Annotated in this window: 19 protein-coding genes, 2 tRNA genes and 1 pseudogene; 10 read left to right on the top strand and 12 right to left on the bottom strand. The window is 64.8% G+C overall.

Going from position 1 to position 23,040, the window contains the following annotated elements:
- Window positions 1-68: 68 nt before the first annotated feature.
- From msrQ to ACP69S_RS12285, 4 genes and pseudogenes are all read right to left on the bottom strand, one after another.
- Complete coding sequence (msrQ, locus tag ACP69S_RS12300; protein WP_425997586.1) at window positions 69-710, bottom strand: protein-methionine-sulfoxide reductase heme-binding subunit MsrQ; 642 nt, start codon at window positions 708-710, stop codon at window positions 69-71.
- Window positions 710-1,630 carry a protein-methionine-sulfoxide reductase catalytic subunit MsrP gene (msrP, locus tag ACP69S_RS12295; protein WP_425997584.1) on the bottom strand — a complete coding sequence of 307 codons (921 nt, stop codon included), beginning with the start codon at window positions 1,628-1,630 and terminating at the stop codon, window positions 710-712. Before msrP ends, msrQ begins: the two co-directional genes overlap by 1 nt.
- Window positions 1,631-1,775: 145 nt before the next feature.
- Window positions 1,776-1,958: a CsbD family protein gene (locus tag ACP69S_RS12290; protein ID WP_425997582.1), complete on the bottom strand. Its 183-nt coding sequence runs from the start codon at window positions 1,956-1,958 to the stop codon at window positions 1,776-1,778.
- Window positions 1,959-2,150: 192 nt separating this feature from the next.
- Window positions 2,151-2,978 (bottom strand): annotated as a pseudogene (locus tag ACP69S_RS12285) (trypsin-like serine peptidase); the annotation flags it as partial.
- 35 nt (window positions 2,979-3,013) lie between these two features.
- On the opposite strand from ACP69S_RS12285, the gene ACP69S_RS12280 reads away from it, so the two are divergent.
- Together ACP69S_RS12280 and ACP69S_RS12275 are read left to right on the top strand one after the other, a co-directional pair.
- Entirely contained in the window at window positions 3,014-5,191 is a 2,178-nt protein-coding gene (locus tag ACP69S_RS12280; protein ID WP_425997580.1) for a S9 family peptidase, read from the top strand.
- A gap of 136 nt (window positions 5,192-5,327) precedes the next feature.
- Complete coding sequence (locus tag ACP69S_RS12275) at window positions 5,328-5,876, top strand: GNAT family N-acetyltransferase (RefSeq protein ID WP_425997578.1); 549 nt, start codon at window positions 5,328-5,330, stop codon at window positions 5,874-5,876.
- A 55-nt stretch (window positions 5,877-5,931) separates the two neighbouring features.
- Here the strand turns inward: ACP69S_RS12275 and ACP69S_RS12270 are convergent, their stop codons facing one another.
- Window positions 5,932-6,372 (bottom strand): MucR family transcriptional regulator, encoded by a 441-nt coding sequence (locus ACP69S_RS12270; protein ID WP_425997576.1) that lies wholly within the window; start codon window positions 6,370-6,372, stop codon window positions 5,932-5,934.
- A 348-nt stretch (window positions 6,373-6,720) separates the two neighbouring features.
- A tRNA-Gln gene (locus tag ACP69S_RS12265) sits at window positions 6,721-6,794 on the bottom strand.
- Between the two features lie 151 nt (window positions 6,795-6,945).
- Between ACP69S_RS12265 and ACP69S_RS12260 the strand changes: the two genes are divergently transcribed.
- Window positions 6,946-7,022 (top strand) — tRNA-Pro (locus ACP69S_RS12260).
- A gap of 116 nt (window positions 7,023-7,138) precedes the next feature.
- Window positions 7,139-8,923, top strand: a complete 1,785-nt coding sequence (gene sppA / locus ACP69S_RS12255; protein WP_425997574.1) for a signal peptide peptidase SppA — start codon at window positions 7,139-7,141, stop codon at window positions 8,921-8,923.
- A 345-nt stretch (window positions 8,924-9,268) separates the two neighbouring features.
- On the opposite strand, the gene ACP69S_RS12250 is transcribed toward sppA, so the two are convergent.
- Window positions 9,269-12,436 carry a TonB-dependent receptor gene (locus tag ACP69S_RS12250; protein ID WP_425997572.1) on the bottom strand — a complete coding sequence of 1,056 codons (3,168 nt, stop codon included), beginning with the start codon at window positions 12,434-12,436 and terminating at the stop codon, window positions 9,269-9,271.
- Window positions 12,437-13,047: 611 nt separating this feature from the next.
- On the opposite strand from ACP69S_RS12250, the gene ACP69S_RS12245 reads away from it, so the two are divergent.
- The gene (locus tag ACP69S_RS12245; protein WP_425997570.1) at window positions 13,048-13,458 is read left to right on the top strand and encodes a TIGR01244 family sulfur transferase; all 411 of its coding nucleotides are present in this window, start codon (window positions 13,048-13,050) and stop codon (window positions 13,456-13,458) included.
- Window positions 13,459-13,615: 157 nt separating this feature from the next.
- Here ACP69S_RS12245 and ACP69S_RS12240 read toward each other — a convergent pair whose 3' ends face one another.
- On the bottom strand, window positions 13,616-13,756 hold the full coding sequence (locus ACP69S_RS12240; RefSeq protein ID WP_425997568.1) for a hypothetical protein: 141 nt from the start codon (window positions 13,754-13,756) through the stop codon (window positions 13,616-13,618).
- 59 nt (window positions 13,757-13,815) lie between these two features.
- Between ACP69S_RS12240 and ACP69S_RS12235 the strand changes: the two genes are divergently transcribed.
- Window positions 13,816-14,706, top strand: a complete 891-nt coding sequence (locus ACP69S_RS12235; protein WP_425997566.1) for an MBL fold metallo-hydrolase — start codon at window positions 13,816-13,818, stop codon at window positions 14,704-14,706.
- Between the two features lie 6 nt (window positions 14,707-14,712).
- On the opposite strand, the gene ACP69S_RS12230 is transcribed toward ACP69S_RS12235, so the two are convergent.
- Both ACP69S_RS12230 and ACP69S_RS12225 read right to left on the bottom strand, forming a co-directional pair.
- The gene (locus ACP69S_RS12230; RefSeq protein WP_425997564.1) at window positions 14,713-17,496 is read right to left on the bottom strand and encodes a long-chain-fatty-acid--CoA ligase; all 2,784 of its coding nucleotides are present in this window, start codon (window positions 17,494-17,496) and stop codon (window positions 14,713-14,715) included.
- 150 nt (window positions 17,497-17,646) lie between these two features.
- A complete protein-coding gene (locus ACP69S_RS12225; protein ID WP_425997562.1) occupies window positions 17,647-19,146 on the bottom strand; it encodes an AAA family ATPase in 1,500 nt (499 codons plus the stop codon).
- Between the two features lie 194 nt (window positions 19,147-19,340).
- On the opposite strand from ACP69S_RS12225, the gene ACP69S_RS12220 reads away from it, so the two are divergent.
- Window positions 19,341-19,919: a TetR/AcrR family transcriptional regulator gene (locus ACP69S_RS12220; protein ID WP_425997561.1), complete on the top strand. Its 579-nt coding sequence runs from the start codon at window positions 19,341-19,343 to the stop codon at window positions 19,917-19,919.
- Window position 19,920: 1 nt separating this feature from the next.
- On the opposite strand, the gene pdxH is transcribed toward ACP69S_RS12220, so the two are convergent.
- The gene (gene pdxH, locus ACP69S_RS12215) at window positions 19,921-20,586 is read right to left on the bottom strand and encodes a pyridoxamine 5'-phosphate oxidase (RefSeq protein ID WP_425997559.1); all 666 of its coding nucleotides are present in this window, start codon (window positions 20,584-20,586) and stop codon (window positions 19,921-19,923) included.
- Between the two features lie 94 nt (window positions 20,587-20,680).
- Between pdxH and ACP69S_RS12210 the strand changes: the two genes are divergently transcribed.
- The 3 genes from ACP69S_RS12210 to ACP69S_RS12200 all read left to right on the top strand — a co-directional run bounded on the left by ACP69S_RS12210 (window position 20,681) and on the right by ACP69S_RS12200 (window position 22,366).
- The gene (locus ACP69S_RS12210) at window positions 20,681-21,394 is read left to right on the top strand and encodes a DnaJ domain-containing protein (RefSeq protein ID WP_425997557.1); all 714 of its coding nucleotides are present in this window, start codon (window positions 20,681-20,683) and stop codon (window positions 21,392-21,394) included.
- 109 nt (window positions 21,395-21,503) lie between these two features.
- Window positions 21,504-21,920 carry an organic hydroperoxide resistance protein gene (locus tag ACP69S_RS12205; protein WP_425997555.1) on the top strand — a complete coding sequence of 139 codons (417 nt, stop codon included), beginning with the start codon at window positions 21,504-21,506 and terminating at the stop codon, window positions 21,918-21,920.
- Window positions 21,917-22,366, top strand: coding sequence for a MarR family winged helix-turn-helix transcriptional regulator (locus ACP69S_RS12200; protein ID WP_425997553.1), 450 nt, complete (start codon window positions 21,917-21,919; stop codon window positions 22,364-22,366). Before ACP69S_RS12205 ends, ACP69S_RS12200 begins: the two co-directional genes overlap by 4 nt.
- A 227-nt stretch (window positions 22,367-22,593) precedes the next feature.
- Here ACP69S_RS12200 and ACP69S_RS12195 read toward each other — a convergent pair whose 3' ends face one another.
- Window positions 22,594-22,947 carry an L-rhamnose mutarotase gene (locus ACP69S_RS12195; RefSeq protein ID WP_425997552.1) on the bottom strand — a complete coding sequence of 118 codons (354 nt, stop codon included), beginning with the start codon at window positions 22,945-22,947 and terminating at the stop codon, window positions 22,594-22,596.
- Window positions 22,948-23,040: the final 93 nt, after the last annotated feature.

Here is a 23,040-nt window from a genome sequence, read left to right as displayed (position 1 = left end):
CGCGGAGTTTATCCTCGGGCCGACCCTTGGTCGGTCGCGGGGGCGACAGCTCCCCAAAAGGGAAGCAGCTAGGCTCGCCGCGCCAGTCGATCCCATACCCGCCAACCCATCAGCACCACAAACAAGGCCGCATAGATCACCGGTGGCCGATGATCGGCTTTCACCAGCAGGTAGTAGTGGGTAACGCCCAGCGGGACGATCAGGTAGATCAGCCAGTGCAGCCTTTGCCACGCCGCCCGCCCCATCCGGACGACCCAGCCATTGGTCGAGGTCACCGCCAGCGGGATCAGCAGCACGAACGCGCCCATGCCCAGGGTGATGAAGGGCCGCTTGAGGATGTCCTTCCATAGCTGGCCAAAGTCGAAGAACAGATCGACGCCGACATAGCTGAAGAGATGCAACACGATGTAGCTGAAGGCGAACAGCCCCACCGTGCGCCGAAACCGGAGCAGACGCGGCGCCTTGAGGATCCGCGCCGCTGGCGTGATCGCGAGACCCACCAGCAGCAGCCGCAGCCCCCAGACGCCCAGTTGCCGGATCAGTTTCTCGATGGGATTGGCGCCCAAATCGCCGTTGAAACCCTTCCACGCCAGCCAGACCAGCGGGGCAAAACAGGCCAGCCACACCAGGCCGTAAACCAGGTTGTCCTGCAGCTTCGAAGGACGCTTGCGCCGGCTGGCGACGCCGGGCGCGGAAACGCTCTGGTCCATCAGAAGTTCTTCTTCAGGTCCATGCCGCGATAAAGGTCAGCAACGTACTGGCCATAGCCGTTGAACGGCAGGGTCTCGCGACGGCGGAACTCACCGATGCGGCGCTCACTGGCCTGCGACCAGCGTGGGTGATCCACGGCCGGATTGACGTTGGAATAGAAGCCATATTCGCGTGGAGCCGAGATGTTCCAGGCCGTGCGTGGCTTCTTGTCGGTAAGGGTGATCTGCACGATCGACTTGATACCCTTGAAACCGTATTTCCACGGCACGACCAGCCGCAGGGGCGCGCCGTTCTGGTTGGGCAGGGTCTCGCCATAGAGGCCCACCGCCAGCAGGGTCAGCGGATGGGTGGCCTCGTCGATCCTCAGCCCCTCGCGATAGGGCCATTCCAGCACGTTCCAGGCCTGGCCGGGCATTTCCGAGGGACGCCGCAAGGTCTCGAACGCCACATATTTGGCCTTGGAGGTCGGCTTGACCGAGGCGATCAGGTCCTTGAGCGGAAAGCCGACCCACGGGATCACCATCGACCAGCCCTCCACGCAGCGCATCCGATAGATGCGCTCCTCCAGCTTGTTCTGCTTGATCAGGTCGTCGATCCCCACCGTGCGCGGCGCCTCGCACTCGCCGTCGATGCGCACCGTCCAGGGCCGGGTCTTCAGCTTGCCGGCGTTCTCGGCGGGGTCGGCCTTGTCGACGCCGAACTCATAGAAGTTGTTGTAAGTGGTGATGTCTTCCTTAGAGGTCGCCTTCTCGGTGGTCGAAAAGCCTTTTGAATAGCTGAGCGACGCCGCGCCCGCGGCTCCCGCCAGCCCGGTCAAACCCAGACCCGCCGCGCTGCCGATGAACTCACGCCGCCTCAGATAGAGACCGCGCTCGGTGACCTCGTTCTCGGTCAGGTCGGGGACATTGCGGATCAACATGGCGAGCTCCGAAGACGATCTTCTGGATCAAGATACGCACGGCCTCGCCGATTGGTTACGTCGAAAGGCGATTTTCGCTCAGGTCGCCGACGAAAACGGCCCCGGGATCGCTCCCGGGGCCGTTCGTCAGTCTGGCGACCAGACCCTATTTCTTGATGGCGTTGCCGACAGCGTCTTGCGCTTGGCCGACCTTGTTCTGCACGTCGCCCTTGGCCTTCTGGGCCACGCCTTCGGCCTGCAGCTTTTCGTTGCTGGTAGCCTTGCCAATGGCTTCCTTGGCGGCGCCGACGCCCTTGTCGATAGCGCCTTCTACACGATTGGTGCTCATGGCTTTGCTCCTGTTGGGGTGAAAGTCCCCACAAGAACGGGCTTATAGATGCGAAGGTTCCGAGGTTTTCCTAGCGCCCAATGCCCATGGCGCTGGCCGAAACCGCCGCCGAGGCAGCCGTCGCGCCGTGGATGAGCGGTTCGATCCGGATCGTGGCGGCCACAGTCGAGACAGGCGGCTTGCCGAGCAGGCCGATCGTCTCGCGGATATATTTGGCGTGGGTGACGATGCCGATTTCCAGCCGCTCGCCCGACAGCTCGACCTGCTGGGTCAGTATGCCGGCAATGAACTGTACTTCCTGCGACTCGGTTGAGCCCGGCCGGCGCCGCGCGCCCTCGGCCATGAACACCGGTCCGCCGGAATTGCCGGGAAACACCGAGAAATCCATCAGGAAGGTCGGAAAGGCGGTGGCTGGAGCTAACGGATAAGAGGCTACCCGGCCAGACCGCAGGATCGGGAAGCCGGCCGGGTTGGCCGACAGGCCACGCGGAAAGCCCAGCGCCATCATCTCGTCACCGGGCCCCAGCTTGTACTCGCTGAAGGTGTCGTCCTTGGCCAGCCAGGCCAGCGGAATGGCGGCCTTGGCAAACTCCGGAGGCGCTTCGACCTCGATGGCGGCGACGTCGCGGCCGGCGTGCTTGACCCACAGCGGATGGTCGCCGTCGCGGATCTTCAGGGTCTGGGGATCGTAGCGCCAGGCGCCGTCCTTGGCCTGGATGCGATAGCCGATCTTGGCCGAGTAAGAGGGCATCCGGTCGAAGACGTGAGCGGCGGTGATCAGAATGGTGCGCGGCCGACCGTCGGCGTCGGTATCGGCGATCAGGAAGCCGGTTCCGACCGTTCGCGAGCCGTCCTTGAGCGGCTGCTCAAGCTGAACAGTCGCCTGGATCAGATCGACGGACAGGTCGTAAACCATCGTCGCCCCTAACTGTACTACCCCCGCTCCACGCACATCGGCGCGCTTTGCCGGTTCAGTTTGACCAGACCCGCCCTGCCCCGCAAGCTGGCGTTCTGCCGCAGAGGGCGTTTACGAGTTGGTGGGGGAAATAAGCATCATGAACCGACGTCAGATGATGACGAGCGCCGCTGCGGTGCTTATTTCCACTCCAGTTTTCATTCCCGGAATCTCCATGTCCGCACCCAAAGCCGCTCGCCCCGTCCCGCCCGTCGCCAAGAAGGAGCCCAAGCGCATCGAGCAGCTGGGCCGGGTTCGGACCGATGACTATGCGTGGATGAAGGACGACAACTGGCAGAAGGTTCTGCGCGACCCGTCGCTGATCAAGCCCGACGTCAAAGAGCATCTCACCGCCGAGAACGCCTACACCAAGGCGATGCTGGCCTCGACCGAGCCGCTGCAGACGGCGATGTTCGAAGAGATGAAGGGCCGCATCAAGCAGGACGACGCCAGCGTTCCCGCCCCCGACGGTCCGTGGGAATACTACACCCGCTTCGAGACCGGAGCTCAGCACCCGATCCATGCCCGCAAGCCCAAGGGCGGCGGGGCCGAGCAGATCCTGCTGAACGAAGAGACCGAGAGCAAGGGCAAGGCCTTCTACCAAGTGGGCGCAGCTAGCCATTCGCCGGACCACGAGCTCTACGCCTTCGCCGTCGACGAGCAGGGCTCGGAAGTCTACCGCATCCACCTCAAGGACCTGGCCACCGGCGCCGTGCTGGAAAGTCCGGTCGAAAGCACAACCGGCGACTTCTGCTTCTCGCCCGACAGCCAGTGGCTGTTCTGGACCTTCCGGGACGACAACGGCCGCCCGGCCCGCATCCATCGTCGCCCGGCGCGCGGCGGCGCCAAGGACGACGTGCTGATCTATGACGAGCCCGATGACGGCTTCTTCATTGGCGTCGGTACGGTGTCGTCCGAGAAGTTCATCGTCATCAGCTGCGGCAATCAGGAGACCAGCGAAAACCTGCTGATCCCGGCCAGCGACCCCACCGCCAAGCCGGTGGTCGTCGAGCCCCGTAAGGTCGGCCTGCGCTACGAGCTGGACCACTGGAACGACCACTTCGTGATCCGCACCAACGCCGACGGCGCGGTGGACTGGAAGCTGGTCACGGCCCCCGAGGCCTCGCCCGGCAAGGCGCACTGGAAGGACTGGGTGGTGCACAAGCCGGGCCGGCTGATCGTGGGCATGACCGCCTTCAAGAACCACTTCGCGCGGCTGGAAAAGGTCGACGCCGTCAACCGCATCGTCGTCACGGCTAAAGGCGGCGACGAACATGTGGTCGACTTTGACGAGGCCGCCTATGCGCTGAGCCTGGAGGGTGGCTATGAGTACGACACCACCACAGTCCGGTTCGTCTACAACTCGATGACCACGCCGCGGCAGTGGTTCGACTATGACATGGCCAGCCGCCAGCGGACCCTGCGCAAGACCCAGGAAATCCCCTCGGGCCACGATCCGGCCCAGTATGAGACCCGCCGCCTGAACGCCAAGGCGTCTGACGGGACCGACGTGCCGATCTTCGTGCTGATGAAGAAGGGGACCAAGCTGGATGGCAGCGCCCCGCTGCTGCTCTACGGCTATGGCTCCTACGGCATCTCGATGGAGGCAAGCTTCTCGATCCGCAATTTCAGCCTCGTCGATCGCGGTTGGATCTGGGCCACGGCCTGCCCGCGCGGCGGTTCGGAAAAGGGCTGGAGCTGGTTCTTGGACGGCAAGAAGTTCAAGAAGAAAAACACCTTCAGCGACTTTATCGCCTGCGCCGAGCACCTGCACGCGGCTGGCTATGGCAAGCCCGCCAACTCGGTGGCCTATGGCGGTTCGGCCGGCGGGCTCCTGATGGGCGCGATCACCAATATGCGGCCCGACCTGTTCGCCGGGATCATCGCCGCGGTGCCGTTCGTCGACGTGGTCAACACCATGAGCGACACCACCCTGCCCCTGACCCCGCCGGAATGGCCCGAATGGGGCAATCCGCTGGAGGACAAGGCGGCCTACGACTACATCGCCAGCTATTCGCCCTACGACAATGTGTCGGCCAAGCCCTATCCGGCCGTGCTGGCCACCGGCGGTCTCTCAGACCCGCGCGTCACCTATTGGGAGCCGGAGAAGTGGGTCGCCAAGCTGCGGCCGGCCACCACCAGCGGCAAGCCGGTGCTGCTGAAGATCAACATGGACGCCGGCCACGGCGGGGCTTCGGGGCGGTTTGATTTCCTCAAGGAGATCGCGCTCGACTATGCCTTCGCGGTCTGGGCGGTCGAGAAGGGCTGGGAGGCTTGAACTTGGCCGATCGAAAGATCCTCCCCCTAGCGGGGGAGGTGTCGCCGAAGGCGACGGAGGGGGAAGTTGGCCGGCGGTGGGGATCACTTCCCCCTCAGGCCCTTCGGGCCAACTCCCCCGCTAGGGAGAGGATCTAATGGTCACCGTTCGCGCCTCCACCGACGCCGATATCCCCGAGATCACGGCGATCTATGCCTGGAACGTCTTGAACGGCCTGGGCACCTTCGAGGAGGACCCGCCCGGCGAGGACGAGGTGGCCCGCCGCCGCGCGACCTTCCTGGATCGCGGCCTGCCCTATCTGGTCGCCGAGCAGGACGGCGTCGTGCTGGGCTATGCCTATGCCGGCCCGTTCCGCCTGCGCGCTGCCTATCGATACACGGTCGAGGACAGCGTCTATGTTTCCCCGGACGTCGTCGGCAAGGGTGTCGGCAAGGCCCTGCTGGGCGCCCTGATCGGCGAGTGCGAAGCGCTGGGCCTTCGCCAGATGTGCGCGGTGATCGGAGACAGCGGCAACAAGGCCTCCATCGGCCTGCACGCGGCCATGGGCTTCGAAAAGCAGGGCGTTTTTCCGGCCATGGGACACAAGTTCGGCCGCTGGGTCGATCTGGTCTGGATGCAGCGCCCGCTTAACGGCGGCGGCGAGCGTCAGCCTGACGCGCCAGGCCTTGGCCTCAGCGGGGTTTGAATCAAAAAAGGCCGGCGATGCGCCGGCCTTTTTCAATACTGATGATCCGGAAGGCTTAGGCCTTGCGAGCGCGCGGCGCCTTGGCCGGGCTCTTGGCCTTGCGGCCGCCTTGACCCAGGCCCAGGGCCTTGGCCATTGCCGAGCGGGCCTCGCTATAGGCTGGCGCCGTGGTCGGGTAGTCGTTTGGCAGACCCCACTTGGCCTTGTATTCGGCGACGGTCATGCCGTGCGTGGTCAGGTGGCGCTTCAGGGTCTTGTAGGGCTTGCCGTCTTCGAAGCTGATCAGGGCGTCTGGCGTGATGCTCTTGCGAATCTGCGCCGACGTAGCCTTCGTAACGGCCTCGACAACTGGAGCTTCCGGCGAGCCAATACCTGCAAGGGCGTCGTGCGTAGCGCGAATCAGAGCCGGAAGATCGGAAATCGGCGTGCTATTATTCGCGACATAGTTGGCCACGATTTCCGCAGTAAGCTCGATGAGCGAGGCTTTGTCTTCCATGATTACGTCTCCAATCAGGCTTTGATTTGGAGATACACCCCCCACGTTGGAATACAAGTACTGATTGGATCAATTGGACCTGCAGATCGATTATTCGACCAATCTTCTCTGTTTCGGACCGCGAAATAGAGACCGGCGATACGCAAACCGTGATCACGCTCGGCTTCATGCCGGTCACGCTTGATCAAATGTAACAGAATGCGAATCGAGGTCTCGGCTAGACCAGTGACTCAACTCTCGACATTGAGAATCGATGCCCGCACGCGACGCGCGCAGCTTTATCGCCAAATGCGATCGCGCCAGCGCAAGGCGGCGACTGCCGCGATGCGTTCGTAAAGAAGGAAGAAGTGGCTGGGGAACTAGGACTCGAACCTAGAACGACGGTACCAAAAACCGCTGTGTTACCATTACACCATTCCCCAGCAGGAACGGCGAAACCCCGTGGGGCTCGGCGAGGCGGTGGAGATAGCGCAGGAGTCGGACGGATGCAACGTCGCTTTGAACTTCTTTTTCGAGCGCCATATTTGACCCTTGCGAGGGCGTAACCGCGCCTCTATAAGCCGCCCTCCAAGTCGGAGTGTGGCTCAGTCTGGTAGAGCACTGCGTTCGGGACGCAGGGGTCGCAGGTTCAAATCCTGCCACTCCGACCATATTTTCCCGCATCAATCCCTTTCTTTCGGCCTCCCTGACCAGTGTTGCGTGCTGTTCATTTGTACGTGCGCGCGACAGTCGTTAGTTTACGACTGAATTGGTGACGGGATCTTCGATGAAGCAGTTCTTTCTGACCGTGGCGGGCGTGTTTGTCGGCCTGATGTTGTTCCTGGTCGGCGTACCCTTCCTGTTGATCGTGATGGCCGCTGGCGCGACGCGTCCCGCCCCGGTCCCCGCCCATTCCGTTCTGCACCTGGATCTGCGCGGCGGCCTGACCGATCAGGCGGCCCAGAACCCCTTCGCCGCGTTCGGCGGGGGCGGGACTTCCGTCATGTCGGTGATCGAGACGCTGCGGCGCGCCGAGACCGACGACAAGGTCAAGGCGCTGTTCGTGCGCCTGCCCGAGGGCGGCATGGCCCCCGCCACCGCCGACGAACTGCGGCTGGCCTTCAGGCACTTCCGCTCGGTCGGCAAGAAGCCAATCTACGCCCACAGCCAGGGCCTCTATCCCTCAGGCATGATCACCTCGACCTATATGCTGGGCGCAGCCTCCAGCGAGTTCTGGATGCAGCCAGACAGCTCGTTCCAGGCCGTGGGCGTGGCCAGCGAGGCGATGTTCTTCAAGCGCTTCTTCGACAAGTACGGCGTCAAGGCAGAGTACGAGCAACGCCATGAGTACAAGAACGCGGTCAACCCATACCTTTATAGTGACTTCACGCCCGCCCACCGCGAGTCGCAACTGTCGTGGATGGGCTCGGTCTATCGCTCGGCCCTGACCACGGCCGCAGCCGATCGCATGAAGGACCCCGCCGTCCTGATCCGCGACCTTGAGGCAGGCCCCTACAGCGCCCAGGAGGCCCAGGCCAAGGGGCTGATCGACCGGGTCGGCCAGGTCAACGACGTACAGACCCTGGCCCTCTCGCGGGCCGGCAAGGGCGCCAAGCTGATCGAGTTCGACGACTACGCCGCGCGGTCCAAGCGCCCGTCGGCCAAGACCGGACCGGCCATCGCCGTGATCGGCGCGGAAGGCCCGATCGTCACCGGGACCAGCGGCTCCGCCTCGCCGTTCGGCGGCGACTCCACGGTCTATTCCGACGATGTGGCCAAGGCGATCTACGACGCGACGGCCGACAAGGACGTCAAGGCCATCGTCTTCCGTGTCTCTTCGCCCGGCGGGTCCGACACGGCTTCCGAACAGATCCTGGCGGCCGTGAAAGCCGCCAAGGCCGCCGGCAAACCGGTCGTGGTCAGCATGGGTACATACGCGGCCTCCGGCGGTTACTGGATCAGCAGCGGCGCCTCGTCGATCATCGCCGAGCCGACCACCCTGACCGGATCAATCGGTGTCTATGGCGGCAAGTTCGCGGTCGGCGACGCCTTGGCCCGTTTCGGTGTCGACACCCGCGAAGTGCATGTGGGCGGCGACTATGCCGGCGCGTTCGGAGCCGGCGACGGCTTCACCCCCGACCAGCGCGCCAAATTCTCCGGCTGGATGGATCGCATCTATGCCGGCTTCATCACCCGCGTCGCCGAGGGCCGCAAGCTGCCGCCCGAGCGGGTGCGCGAGATCGCTAAGGGCCGCGTCTGGACCGGCGAGCAGGCCAAGCAACTGGGTCTGGTCGACGAGCTGGGCGGCTTCTATCAGGCGGTCGACAAGGCCAAAAGCCTGGCCAATCTGAAGGGCGAGGTCCGCCTCAAGCGCATGGATGGCGGCAAGTCGCCGTTCGAAGCCCTGGAACAGGCCCTAGGCATCAGCTCGACCTCGATGAGGACCCTGGCGGCCTCGGCCTGGATCCTCGGCGATCCGCGCTCGGAAGCCATTCTCGACGAACTGGCCACGGCCCGGCTCCGCGCCGCCCCCGGCGGCGCTTCGGTGCTGGCCGACACGCCGGTACGGTAGGGGGCAGCCACTCTACGCAAAGCTCCGAGCCTTGCTTGGGGAAAGGGCCGCCCGGGTGACCGGGCGGCCCTTTTGTTTGACCCAGGGCAAAGGGCGCGCCCTCGCCGCTCCACCGCGGAAGACATCTTGAGGATCGGTCAGGGCCGAAGGCCGCCATCCGCCGCCCATGGCCGCGACACGACGATGGTGTGGAACGGCCCGTCTCGAGGCTTCCTGACGATCATCGCCCTGCTCCCGCAAACGCAACACGACGGCCGCAAAACTTGGGCCCGGCGATCGCCCAAAGAAAAACGGCGGGCTCGTGAGAGCCCGCCGTCAATTCCGATCCGAAAGGATCAGGCGTTTTTAGAACGCCCAGTCAAAGCCGAAGCGGACCGAGCGCGGAGCCTGATAAGCCGTGACCTTCTGAAAGTCAGGGTTCACAGCGCCACCGGTCTTTTCGCCGAACTCGTCCTTCTCGATGCCCGCGTCCAGATTGAAGACGTTGAAGACATCGGCGCGAAGAACCAGGCCACCTTCGTCCTTGTCCATGTAGGGCAAGGAAGGGATGAACTTCGACGGCACGGAGTAACGGGCCGAGATGTCGAAGCGGGTTACCCACTCGCCCTCGAACACCGTACCGCGGTCGGCGACCTTGTCGTTGCAGAAGCGGGCGGCCGCGCCGTAGGAGGCGTTGGCCGTCTCGTAGTCCTGCTCGAGGAAACCATCGGCGGGATCAAAGTTTTCCGGAGCGTTGCCGATGCAACCATACTTGCGCGGCGAGATCACCGACAGGTTGGAGCCGAACAGCAGGTTCTCGGTAACCGAGTAGGAGCCGAACAGCTTCAGCTGGTGAGCACGGTGGTTCGGCAGCAGGCCCTGGGTGCCAGGGACGAAGGCCAGGTGGTCGAAGTCGACCGTGATGCCGGCGTCGGTTTGACCGTTGTCCGAACGCGAGGCGCCTTCGAAGTTACCCTTGGATTCCGAGATCGTGTACGAACCTTGCAGGCCCCACTTGCCGTCGAACGAACGCTCGAAGCTGAACTCAAGGCCCAGATACTCGCGCTTTGCCTTCGGGAACTGCAGTTGCTGGGACGTAACCGTGATCGTTCGGATCTGGGTCTCGCCCGGCAGCGGATCGCTGAGCACCATCTTCACATCGCTACCCGGATTGATGATCAGGTATTGATGCTCGCCCGACCAGACGTCGGCGCAGCCGGTGCCAGCGGCATTCTTCAGAGCGTAGCCGTTGGCGACGCACCAGTTACGGATGCCAACGTCGAGCAGGGCGTCTTCGCTGATCCGACCCAGGTTGCGGTAGGTCAGGTTGACGCCGCCCTTCCACAGGTCGCTGAAGCGATGCTCGTAGCCCAGGATGTATTCGTCCTGATAGGTCGACTTCAGGTTCTTGGCGGCGACAGCGTCCGGGTTGGGAGACACGCCGTTGTTACGAACTTGGCACGAGAACGCGCCGACGGCAGCAGCGCTGCCAACCGAAGCCGGGCAAGCAACGAGGCTTCCGCCCGAGACTTGCGTGCCCAGACCCGCGGTCGGGAGACCGGTAACCGGGTTCAGCGAGCCGAACGTCGTGCCGCCGCCGGCGGGGCGCCAGAATTCGGACACGTCGATGGCCGGGCTGGCCGCACGGAAGGCGGTGTTCGTGGCGACCGGCAGATAGGTGCGGCCGTAAGAACCGTAAACCTTGTCGTTGCGATCACCGAACACGTCGTAGGCGAAGCCGCCGCGCAGGGCGATTTCGTTGTCGAACGACGAGAAGACTTGGCCGTTCGGATCGGAAACCGAGAACTGGTCCTTGCGGACGCCCAGGTTCAGGGTCAGGCGATCGCTCAGGTCCCAGGCGTCCTGTATGTAGTAGGCCTTGTTCTTGCCGGCGAAACCACCGCCGGTCTGGAACTTGCGGCCTTCGATGTACTCTTGGCCGGCCGCCACGGCACCGCCCAGTGCGCCAGCAGCGCCCGCGCGACGGTAGACGTAGTTACGACCGCCGTTGCGCACGGTGAACTGCGTCAGGAGCGTGTTTTCCTGATCGTAGCCGAAGCGGACGTGGTGCGAACCGAACACGTTGAAATAAACATCGGCGTCGGCGCGATAGAACTCGCGCTCGGCGATCGACGGGAAGGTGCCGGCGGCGGTCCGCTGCAGAGCGCGATCGACGGTTGGCGTGACGCGGGTATCCTGAACGCGAGCGATGCCCGACAGGTTACCAACGGCGGCGTTGTCGACTTCACTACGGCCATAGGCGGCCGAAACCGTCAACCAGTCGGTGAAGGTGCCGGTATAGCGAGCCACATAGTTCTCGCCACCCTGGTACAGGCTCTCGGCGCTGGCGCGCGTCGGGTTGATGACGTCGTTAGCCGGATTGAAGGTGAACTGGTCGCGCTTGCGCTTACGGCTGGTGTCGAAATAGGTCAGTTCGAGGTGGTGCTTGTCGGTGATGTAGCCGTCCAGCTTGAAGGCGTAGAACGGGTCGGCCGTGCGGTCTTCGACATAGGTGCCGCCCGTGGTCGCCGTGGTCGTCTCGAGGTTAGAGAAGCTGGCCAGACCGTAGAAGAACAGGCGATCCTTGATGATCGGGCCACCGGCCTCGATGATCACGCTCTTGTCGGTGCGGCTGGTCAGCGAGTTCTGGGTGATGGTGGTGTTGGGCGCTTGCTCGCGAAGGCTGTTGGGCTCGTAGTTGCCGTGCAGCCCGAAAGTAAAGTCGTTGGTGCCTGACTTGGTGACCGCGTTGACCACGGCGCCGGTGCCGCGACCGAATTCGGCGGGATAGCCGCCGGTCTTCACTTCGACCGTCTTGTAGAACTCGAACGGCACCAGGGCGGCGCCGATGCCATTCACGAAGTTGGTGATGTTCAGGCCGTTGACGAAGAACACGTTCTCGCCGATCGACGCGCCGCCGACAGCGGCTTGCGACTGACCTTGGCTGACGAAAGTGCCGACGGTGTCGCCGGGGACGGCCGACGGAGCCAACAGGGTCAGCGCGGTCACGTTACGCGCGATGGGGACTTGCTTGGTCAGCGTCTCGACATCGATGGTCAGGCCGGTGGTGGTGCCCGCGAAGTCGAGTTGCGGGTTGGCCTTGCCGGTGACGATGATCTCGGAGACTTCAGCGCCTTCAGCAGCGATGGTGAAGCCGTAGTTCGAAGCCGAACCGATACCGACCTTCACGTTTCCGTCGCTGGCCGGAACAAAGCCCGACTTGCTGATGGCGACCGAATAACCGCCCGACGGGATCAGGGCGATGCGGAATTGACCGTCGGAGTCGGTCATGACGTCGCGCTCGAAGCCTTGGGCCAGCGACTTCACCTTTACGGAGGCGCCGGCGACCGGAGCACCCGTGGTGTCCTTGATGGTGCCGATCAGCGTGCCGCTCGAGTAGTCTTGGGCGCTGGCCATGGTCGGAACGGCGGTGGCGATGGTCGTGATGGCCAGCGGTGTCGCGATCGACGCGAGACCTGCCAGCAGCGTCGACGTCAACAGACGTGCGCGAACGCTACCCTTTGTGGAGTTCATGCTCATTATATCCCTCTGGCACGGTGCATGCGTACGGCCGGACTAGCCCCTGAAGAAACGTTTCGTCCGGCGGGCGCGGAAATCCGCGCCAAGTGCACCACGAGATTACTGGTGTCCCGGAAAACATTTCCCCGGTTGGTGAGGACGTTAGGAGCCATGACAGTTTTGGGTCAATTGACATTACAACCCGGTAATCCACATCGCTTAACGTTGTCGCATAAACGCAACACGTCCGCCGCAATATCGTTAAACACCGTCCGACCATTCGACGCAGGGGGCAGATAGTCGCGTCGACTGACCCCTAAAACCTTGGTTTAGCGGGAAAATATGACCTCTCGCGGATCACCGAACGCTGTAATCCTTGGTTGTGCGGGCGCGGGAAAATCCTCCTCGCCAATCTTGACTTTGCAGAAACACATTCCGTGCATTCTGCGGAATCGCGGCACTTTCGACCCCATTTAGGCCGACAAGCGACCATTGATTTCAGATAATGATCATTTCCAAGGCAAGTCTTCTACGACAATGCCCGTTGCCACGACGCCGCTCGCTCGTGATGATGCCAACTATCACCCGTGCCTGCGACGGGTCGGCCAGTGAGTGAGCAAGCCCCCATGAGCGACTTCCGACGCATCACCGAATCCTTTTCCGTCAGCCCGCAAGTGACGGAAGCCGATATTGTCCGAGCCGCGGCCGAGGGGTTCGTTCTGGTGATCAACAACCGGCCCGACGGCGAGGACCCCGGCCAGCCATCCAGCGCCGCCATTGAGGCCGCGGCCCGCGCGGCGGGCATGGACTATGTCCACATCCCCGTGCGCGGTGGACCGGGCCCCGACCAGGTCGAGGCCGTCCAGCGCGCCGTCGAGGCTGCGGGCGGACCCGTGCTGGCCTTCTGTCGTTCGGGAACCCGCTCTATCGTCACCTGGTCGATTGGCCAGGCGCTTTCGGGCGCGAGCGATCGCGAGACCCTGGTTCGCCAGGGCGCGGCGGCAGGTTATGATCTGTCCGGCGTCCTGCCCGGCTGATCAGCCGCCGGCATGGGCGCAAGCTTCACTATATATTGAGCGACTAGAGCATTTTCTGATAAGTGTGAAACGGTTATCGGATCGAAAAATGCTCTAAACTTCTGATTTAGAGCCCTTTTCGCCCGACCCTGATGAAGCTATCAGGTCGGAAAGGGCTCTAGAACGACACCCGGGCGGCCATTGGCGACTGTTCGGCTTCGCAACTGGCCAGGACGAACTGGGCCATGACGAGACACAGTATGGCGAAGGCCGCGCGCTGGAGCCGTTTTGAGACAAAAATCGCCGCGTCCGCCACCATGGCAAGTCCTCCAAGGGTTACTGGAGGGCTCCACCGCAAGACCGGCGCCGGAGACAGCGATGATCCCCTATATTCGTGAGATCGAGTTCGAGTACGGCCGCTGCGATCAAGTCTCGCCGCTGATCCGCCGCGTGATTGCCCGCAATCCGGGGCCGTTCACCTATACCGGCACCGGCGTCTACATCGTCGGCTCGGGCGAGGTGGCGGTGATCGACCCTGGCCCGGAAATCGCCGAGCATCTCGATGCGCTGCTGGCCGTGCTGGGAGGCGAGCGCGTGACCCACATTCTTGTCACTCATCATCACCTGGACCACTCTCCCCTCGCCCGCCCGCTGGCCGATCTGACGGGAGCGACGATCTATGGCCGCGCGGCCCCGACGGATCATGGCGAGGCCCATGCCGGACTTGAGGAAGGCGCCGACGGCCGCTTCCGGCCCGATGTCGAACTGGCCGATGGGCAGATCCTGTCGGGTCCCGGCTGGACGCTGGAGGCGATCGCCACACCAGGCCACACCTCCAACCATGTCTGTTTTGGCCTGAAGGAAGAGAACGCGCTCTTCTGCGGCGACCACATCATGGGCTGGTCGACCACGGTCATCACCCCGCCCGATGGCGACATGGGCGACTATTTCGCCAGTCTGGAAAAGGTGCGGGCTCGGAGCTTCGACACCCTGTGGCCCACACACGGCGCGCCCGTGCGCGAGGTCGAGCCGTTCATCGACGCCTATATCGCCCACCGCCGGGCGCGGGAAGTTCAGATCCTGGACGCCCTGGCCGCCGGTCACACCCGGATCAAGGCGATGGTGCCCGTGCTCTATGCGGCCGTCGATCCCCGCCTGCACCCGGCCGCCGCCATGTCGGTGCTGGCCCACATGCAGCAGCTGGTGCGAGAGGGTCGGGTGCTTTGCGACGGCGCCCCTGACCTGGAAGCCGACTACAGACTGGCCTGATGCGCCTCAGCCCTTGATGGCGGTCAGCAGGCTTTCGATCCGGCGGCAATTGCGGCCCAGATCGGCGCCGCCCTCGCGGCCGATGGAACGCATATCAACCCGCGCGCCTGCGGCGTCGGGGCGAACCCGCACGACCAAATCATCGACCAGCCCGTACCAGTAACTGCGGCCCGTGGCTTCCAGCCGGCCGTCCATCGGATCGTCGGTGATCAGCGTGAGCCCCGAAGCGAGCACAGCCGCCTTGGCCACCTCATAGGCGTCAGCGGGGCTGCGTTCCAGCACCAGCGGCCGAGCCGCTGCACAGGTCTGGGCATTGACGTCGGCGACCCGCCGGCCCGCGAAGACCACCGATCCGACCGGCAGACTTGGATCGTCCTCGACCGCTTGGGCCGAGCCGCCGCGCGCGGCCAGAGCCGCGTCAGAGAATCCCAGCGGCGTCTTCCAGTCGGTGGCCACGTCGTGAACGGGCGGCGCCCGGCCGCCCACGGCGTTGACGCCCAGCATGGCGGCGATGGTGGCGACGGTGATCAGCAGGATCAGCAACACCCGCTTCCACAGCTTCGAGAACCCGACCATCAGGGCGATGATCAGGCCCAGAACCCCCGTTGCAACGCTCAGCAACGCCACCTTCGGCGCCCAGTCCTGAGCCATCTGGTTGTAGCCGAGCGTCAGGTCGAGCAGGCCAAACTTCACACCCAGCGCGCCCACGGCGACCAGCAGTCCGGGAACCAGGGCAATCACCAGGGCGAGATCGAGGTAGAGTGGCGCCCAGGCCGGCGTCTGCCCCACCTTGGCGGACACCGCCCTGGCCTTGCGCTGATCGCGCGGCGTCAGCGGCATGGCGAAGGGCATGTCGTCCGCGACCGAGGCGACCGGGGTCGCGGCCGGCCCCGCCGCCTCGGCCTCGCGCAGACGCAGGGGCTGGTCGTCCAGGTTTTCCGGCGTCGGCAGGGCCTCGCTCTCCGTGGCGACCACGGGCGTCAGCTCGACTTCGGCCGGGGCGGACTCGACGTGAATCTCCCCAGCCTCAAGCTCCCCCGAGGCGATCGCCTCCACATCCGGCGGCGTCTCCGAGGGATCTGGCGCATAGATACGCGCGGCCTGGCCGCCATCGGCGGCGGCAAGAGTGGCCGTGGCGACCACAGCGGTCGGCAGGACATAGTCCTTCAGCCGCTGGCGGATGAGCTTCTTGTCGATCTTGCCGGTCGCTCCCAACGGGATGTCGTCGACGAACAGCACGTCGTCGGGCATCCACCACTTGGCGATCTTGCCTTCGAGGAAGGCCAGGAACTCTTCCTTGGTGGCGGTCTCGCCCTCCTTCAGCTTGACCAGCAGGATCGGTCGCTCGTCCCACTTGGGATGGGCCACGCCGATCACCGCCGCCAGCGCCGCCTTGGGATGGCCCATGGCGATGTTCTCGATGTCGATGGTGCTGATCCATTCGCCGCCGGACTTCACGACGTCCTTGGCGCGGTCGGTGATCTGCATGAAGCCGTGGTCGTCGATGGTGGCGACGTCGCCGGTGTCGAAGAAGCCCTCGTCGTCGAGGATCTTGCCGCCCGCGCCGCGGAAATATTCGGCGGCGATGATCGGGCCCTTGATCTTCAGATTGCCAAAGCTCTTGCCGTCATGTGGCAGGCGCTGGCCGGCGTCATCGGTCAGCTTCAGCTCGACGCCCATCGGCGGCCGGCCCTGCTTCAGGCGATAGGGCATCTGCTGGTCATAGGGCAGCTTGAGTAGTTCGTCGGTCATCACCGACAGGGTGCCGACCGGCGAGGTTTCGGTCATACCCCAGGCGTGGACGACCTCGACGTCATAGTCTTCCTGGAAGGCTCGGATGATGTGCTCGGGACAGGCTGCCCCGCCGATCACCACCTTCTTCAGCACCGGCAGCTTCAGGTCGTTGTCGCGCAGGTGCTGCAGCAGCATCTGCCAGACCGTGGGCACGGCGGCCGAGAAGGTGACGCCTTCGGTCTCAAGCAGCTCGTAGATCGAGGCTCCGTCCATCTTGGCGCCCGGCATCACCATCTTGGCGCCCGTGCCCGGAGCCGAGAACGCCACGCCCCAGGCGTTGGCGTGGAACATCGGCACCACGGGCAGGATCACGTCGCGCTGCGACAGGCCCATCACGTCGGGCTGCAGGGTGATCAGGGTGTGCAGGAAATTGGAGCGGTGCGAATACATCACCCCCTTGGGGTCGCCCGTCGTGCCCGAGGTGTAGCAAAGCCCGGCCGCCGTGGTTTCGTCGAAGCCGCCCCAGGCGCAGTCGCCGCTCTGGCTCTCGACCAGGGTCTCGAAACAATGGACGCCCTTGAAGTGCGGGGCCTCGCCAGCCGGCGCGAAGGACGGCATGTGCGCGCCATCGGTGAAGACGACGACATGCTCGATGCTTGGGACCTTCGGCAGGATGGCCGCAACGATCGGCAAAAAGGTCAGGTCGGTGAACAGCACGCGGTCACCGGCGTGGTCGGCGATCCAGGCGATCTGCTCGGGAAACAGGCGCGGATTGAGGGTATGGCACACAGCCCCGATGCCCATGATGCCGTACCAGGCTTCCATGTGCCGGCCGGTGTTCCAGGCCAGGGTCGCGACGCGATCGCCCGGCTTGATCCCCAGCGACAGCAGGGCGTTGGAGACCCGCTTGGCGCGGTCATGGATCGCCGCATAGGTGGTGCGCACGATCGGTCCCTCGACCGACCGCGTGACGACTTCGCGGCTACCGTGCCACTGAGCGGCGTGGTCGATGATCTTGTCGACCGTCAACGCCCCGTGCTGCATCAACCCCTGCATCGAACTGGCTCTCCCGAAAGGCTTCTTGTTGTTGTTTGAGGGGAGGCTATCGGGCGGCGCTTCTCCGCGCAACGCGCCGCGCGCAACGGGCGAAGGCGCCCCCGACGCGGCTTCTTGAAGCCCGGCCTTGTCGATGACAGCGGAAGAGGGCTACCCCATCGTCTCCGCTAGGGTCCGCGCCTCGTCCTCGAAGGCGCTGACGGTGTCGACCTTGCGCCAGGCGATGTCGCCGGTTTCGCGGGTAAGCTGGGTTTCCAGCACCGCCACATCGGCGTCCGACGCGTCATTGACCCGGGCTGCGACGCGGGCGCGCAGGACTTCCGGCGGAGCTTCCAGCCAAACACCCTGGAAGCCGACGTCCGCCGAACCGGCCAAGGCTTCGGCCCGCGCGCGCTCCTCCGGTTTCATGAAGACCGCGTCCAGCACCACCGAGCGGCGAGCCTTCAGCGTCAGGGCCGCGTCGCTGAACAGCTGGTCGTACACCCGCACGCTCATCTCCGGCGTATAGGCCTCGCGCGGCAGGCGCTGCAGCGAGGGCACACCCCACAGGCGCTTGCGGATTTCATCAGTGCGCAGCACCACCGCGCCCGGGGCCGAGCCCAGACCGGGAGCGCAGACGCGGGCGAAGGTCGACTTGCCCGAGCCCGACAGGCCGCCGGTCGCCACCAGGCTGACAGGCCGAGGGGCCAGATGTTCCAGCGCCGTGGCCAGATAGGCCCGCGCCGCTTCGTCGTCGCCGGTATAGGCCCAGACGTGAGTGCGAACGGCGGCCCGCACCGACAGCATCAGCGGCAGGGCGGCCAACCCGGTCCACAGGCCGTCGCCGAAGCCGCGGGCGGCCTCGTCCAGATAGGCGTTCAGCACCCGACCCGCCGCGTCGCGGCGACGGCGGAAGTCCAGATCCATCAGCAGGAAAGCCAGGTCGTACTGAATATCGATGTCCGACAGGGTGTCGTTGAACTCGATGCAGTCGAACAGGATCGGCTTGCTGTTCTCGATAAGGATGTTCCCCAGATGCAAGTCGCCGTGGCAGTGGCGCGCAAAGCCCTCGGTCGCGCGCGCATCGAGCAGTGGGCCCAGGCGTTCCAGAGCCAGGTCCGTCTCGGCGATCAGGCGTTCGACGGCTAACGAGCCCAGGCGCGGAGCCAGGCCGCGCAGCAGGTTGGCGTTGGAACGGATCGTGTAGCCCAGGGCGTTCACCCCGCCACCTTGCGGTCGCAGGGTCGCCCCGGCGTGGAAACGCGCCACGGTGCGGCCCAAGGCGTCTTCCAGAGCGTCATCGATGGCCCAGGGCTGGGTAGCCAGCACGCCCTGCTCGTCGAAACGGCGCATCTCCAGCGCGTATTCGACGACTTCGCCCTCGCCGTCGACTTCGAGGCCGCCAGCCGCGTCGCGGGTGAGGCGTCGCACGGTGCGATAGATGTCGGGCGCGGCCGCGCGGTTGAACACCAGTTCTCGCTCCAGCGCCCAGCGCCGAAGCTCAAGGGTGGAATAGTCGAGAAAGCCGAAATCGACGGGACGCTTCACCTTGAAGGCTGCGTCGCCGATCAGGAACACCCGGGCGCATGAGGTTTCGATGGTGTTCTCGGCTCGCCCGGCGAACCAGGCGGCCACTTCCTGTTCGCGCGCGCTCTCAGCGTCCTTGTTCACGCCCAAAATCCTGTCGCTTCGCGCTCGAAGGCCGGCGCCGGGGTCCCTTAACCGAATCTAGAGGCCCCGTCCTCGCCTATGACTTGCAATGATTCAGAATACTCGATTAGCCTGTAGTTCAGTGATGGATTAGAGTTGTCGAAATGCTGATAGGCGCCGGCCTCAAGAGGGCCGAACACAAGAGAAACGAAATCGTGGCCGCCGCGCGGGCCCAGTTCCTGCGCGACGGCTATCGCGACGCCGGGATGGAGGTGGTCGCTCGCGCCGCCAGCGTCTCGACGGCGACCCTCTATGCCTATTTCCCCGGAAAGGCCGATCTCTTCAGGGCGGTCGTTCTGGAAACCGCGCGCGACATCGCCGCCCCGGTTCGCGAGAGCATCCGGACCAGGGGTGACGCCCGCACGCGCCTGTTGGCCTTCGCCCACGCCTATGCGGCCTTCCTGAGTCGCCCCGCGAACCGGGCCATGTTTCGTCTGGTTACAGCCGAGCGGCGGCGCTTTGACGACGTGGCGGAGTATTTCCTGCAAGGCGCTCGCGACGAACTGGGCGGCGCGGCCATCTCGGTGATCGCCGACCTGGTCCAGACCGGCGAGATCGCGGTCGATAAATCTTCCTGGGCGGCCGGTCAGTTGATGGGCATGATCGATCACGTCACCCTGGTGCTGGGCCTGACCGCCGGCGACGACATCCAGACCCGCCGACCTCTGGCCGACATCTGTGACGAAGCAGTCGAAACCTTCATGGCGCGCTATGGAACAAAGGCGGCAAATTGACTCAGGGATAGAGGCGCTTGGTCGCCCAGCCCTCGCCGACCCGGTCATAGACCAGCCGTTCGTGCAGACGAAATGGCCGGTCGCGCCAGAACTCGATGACCTGCGGAACCACGCGATAGCCCGACCAATGTGGCGGACGCGGAACCTTGGAGAAGCCAAATTTCAGGCCCATCTCGGCGACCCGTTTCTCCAGCGCAAGGCGGTCAGGCAGCGGCCGAGACTGTTCGCTGGCCCAGGCGCCCAACTGGCTGTGGCGCGCCCGGCTGGCGAAATAGGCGTCGGCCTCGGCCCCGCTGACCGGCTCGACCGCGCCCCGGATCCGGACCTGCCGGCGCAAGGATTTCCAGTGAAACAACAGCGCCGCTTTGGGATTGGCGTTCAGTTCCACCCCCTTGGCGCTCTGAGTGTTGGTGTAGAAGACAAAGCCCCGGGCGTCGAAATCCTTGAGCAGCACCATCCGCGAATCCGGCATGCCGTCGCCGTCGACCGTCGAGACCGTCACGGCGTTGGCGTCGTTAGGCTCCTTCTTGCCGGCCTCGGCCAGCCATTCGGAAAACAGCGCCAGCGGATCGTTTTCAGGCAGCAGCGGCAAGGGCGCGGCCTGGGTCACCTGACGAACATAGTCGTCTTCGCTGGGCGAGGCGGGGATCAGGGTCTCGTCGGTCATGAGAGGGGTATAGACCCGCCTCGCCTTCACCACCACCGCGCCTGAAAGTCTTAACTTAACCCGGCGTTGACCAAGTCCCGGCAGGGTCGGCTTGATGTCTCTGCGGCCCGCCACTTCCCTGACCCTTTCCGCCGCTCGCGCCCTGCTGGGTGTCGCGCCCGGCGCCGGTGAGCGCGAACTGCGCGCGGCCTATCGGGAATCGGCCAAGCGCGCCCACCCCGACCGTCCCGGCGGCGATGCGGCCCTGTTCCGCGACGTACTGGCCGCTTATCGCCTGCTGCAGGACCAGCCGCCACCCCGCGAGATTCATTTCCCGCCGGCCTGCACGACGCCCGCCGCCGAAGTTCCGGTCAGCCAGGCGACGCTGGAACTCGACGTCGCCACCGCCGTCAACGGCGGCGCCATGGATCTGGCCATCGACGGTCGCCGGCTGCGCCTGAAACTGCCTGCGGGCCTGCGTGTGGATGACAAGGTGCGGGTCGACGGCGTGACTTTCGCGGTCCGCCATAAGGGCGCCCGCGAGGCTCTGATCCGCGGCGACGACCTGTGGCTGACCGGCAAGGTCGACAAACGCGTCCTCGCAGAGGGCGGCCGGGTCGAGCTCGACACCGCCTTGGGGCCGCGCCTGGCCTGGATCTCGACCAAGGCCGCCTCGCGAGGCCTCGTCCGCCTGCCCGGCCAAGGCCTCCCAGCGCGCGGCCCTCACGCGGCGGGTGACCTGTTCCTGCGCCTGGAAGCCGTCGCCTCCAGCGCCGAAAGCGCCGCCCGCTCGCTGCTCAAGCGCTTCGCGGCAGCCTGGGCCGCCTGACGCCTTTCGGGAGAAATAGATCGCGCGCGTTTTAATTTCACCCCCAGGCCTTGCATTTATATCGCACGCGATTAAATCGCTCTCGTTATTCTTCGCAAGGAGCGAGCCAATGAGCACTCTGTATGAAACCCGCGCCACCGTCGTCGGCGGTCGTGAAGGCCATGTCCGCAGCGACGACGGCCTGCTCGACGTGCAGCTGGCCATGCCCAAGGCCTTGGGCGGCAAGGAAGACGGCACCAATCCCGAGCAGCTGTTCGCGGCCGGCTACGCCGCCTGTTTCCAGAGCGCCATGGGCTTGGTGGCCCGTCAGCAGAAGATTGGCCTGACCGGCTCGCAGGTGACCGGCATCGTCGGCCTGCTGCCCATCGAGGTTGGCTTCAAGCTGGAAGTCGCCCTGGAAATCGAAACCCAGGGCCTGTCTCAAGCCGACGCTGAGGCCCTGGTTGCGACGGCGCACAAGGTCTGCCCCTATTCCAACGCCACGCGCGGCAATATCGATGTCGCCATCACCGTAAAGGCCGCATGAGCCAGACCACGACAAAGTCCGCATCCGCTCCGGTCGAGGCCCTGCGCCTCGACCGTCAGCTATGCTTTGCCCTCTACGGCGCAGCCAACCGCGTGACGCGGCTATATCGCCCGCTGCTCGACGCCCTCGGCCTGACCTATCCGCAGTACCTGGCTATGCTGGTGCTGTGGGAGCAAAGCCCGCGCACCGTCGGCGCCCTGAGCGACGCACTGGATCTCGACTCCAGCACCCTGACCCCGCTGTTGAAGCGCCTGGAAGCCGGCGGCATGATCGCGCGCGCCCGCGATCCCAAGGACGAGCGCCGCGTGATCGTGGCCCTGACCGACAAGGGCCTTGCCCTTCGCGATCAGGCCGCGACGATTCCCGAGAAGATCCTCTGCCAGATGGACCTGGCGCTGGACGACCTTGGCTCCCTGCGCGACCGGCTCAAGGTCCTGGCGGTCTAGGCTTGGAGGGGATGGGTTCGTAGGGCCCGGCCGAAGGCAGGCACTGGACCAGAATCCGCGCGGTTAGCGAGATCTCGGCCGATATGGGCGGCGGCTCGCCGAACATCGCCTCCCAAAGACTGGCCCATTCCTCATACTCACGCTTACTCACGGGCGGCTCCTTTGCCTCCCCAAATGATCTCGCAAGCCAAGGGGTTGCTGGTAAACGGCGCGTTAACCAAGCTTTCTCAAGGCTGCTCGGACAGGGCGTAGACCCGCTCGCAGGGAACCCACTTCTCCCCCGGAGCCGACCACGGCAAGCCTTGCTGGAAGCTCCACATCAGGGTTTCCCAGTCCTGGACCAGCGGATCAGCCGCGTCGGCCGCCGCCTTGGCCGGGGCGGAAAAAGCGTCCCCGACCTCCATGATCATGAAAAGCCGGTTGCCGGTCAGAAAGATCTCCAGCGCCTCGATTCCCGCCGCGCGGATCGAAGCGTTGATCGCCGGCGGCGGGCCGCCCGGTGCGTGCCATTGGCGATAGCGAGCGATCAGGGCAGGGTCGTCCTTGAGGTCGATCGCGTAGCAGAGCCGCCGGGTGATCATGGAGCGCGTCCCCAAGTCTTCATTTTCATATTTGACGATAATATTCACATATGATGTGTTGTCGCCAGAAAACGGCGCGCCAGCGAGGGAACA

It is taken from the genome of Caulobacter sp. DWR1-3-2b1 (assembly GCF_049895765.1).
GTDB lineage: Bacteria > Pseudomonadota > Alphaproteobacteria > Caulobacterales > Caulobacteraceae > Caulobacter.
This window is presented reverse-complemented; position numbering and strand designations above follow the sequence as displayed.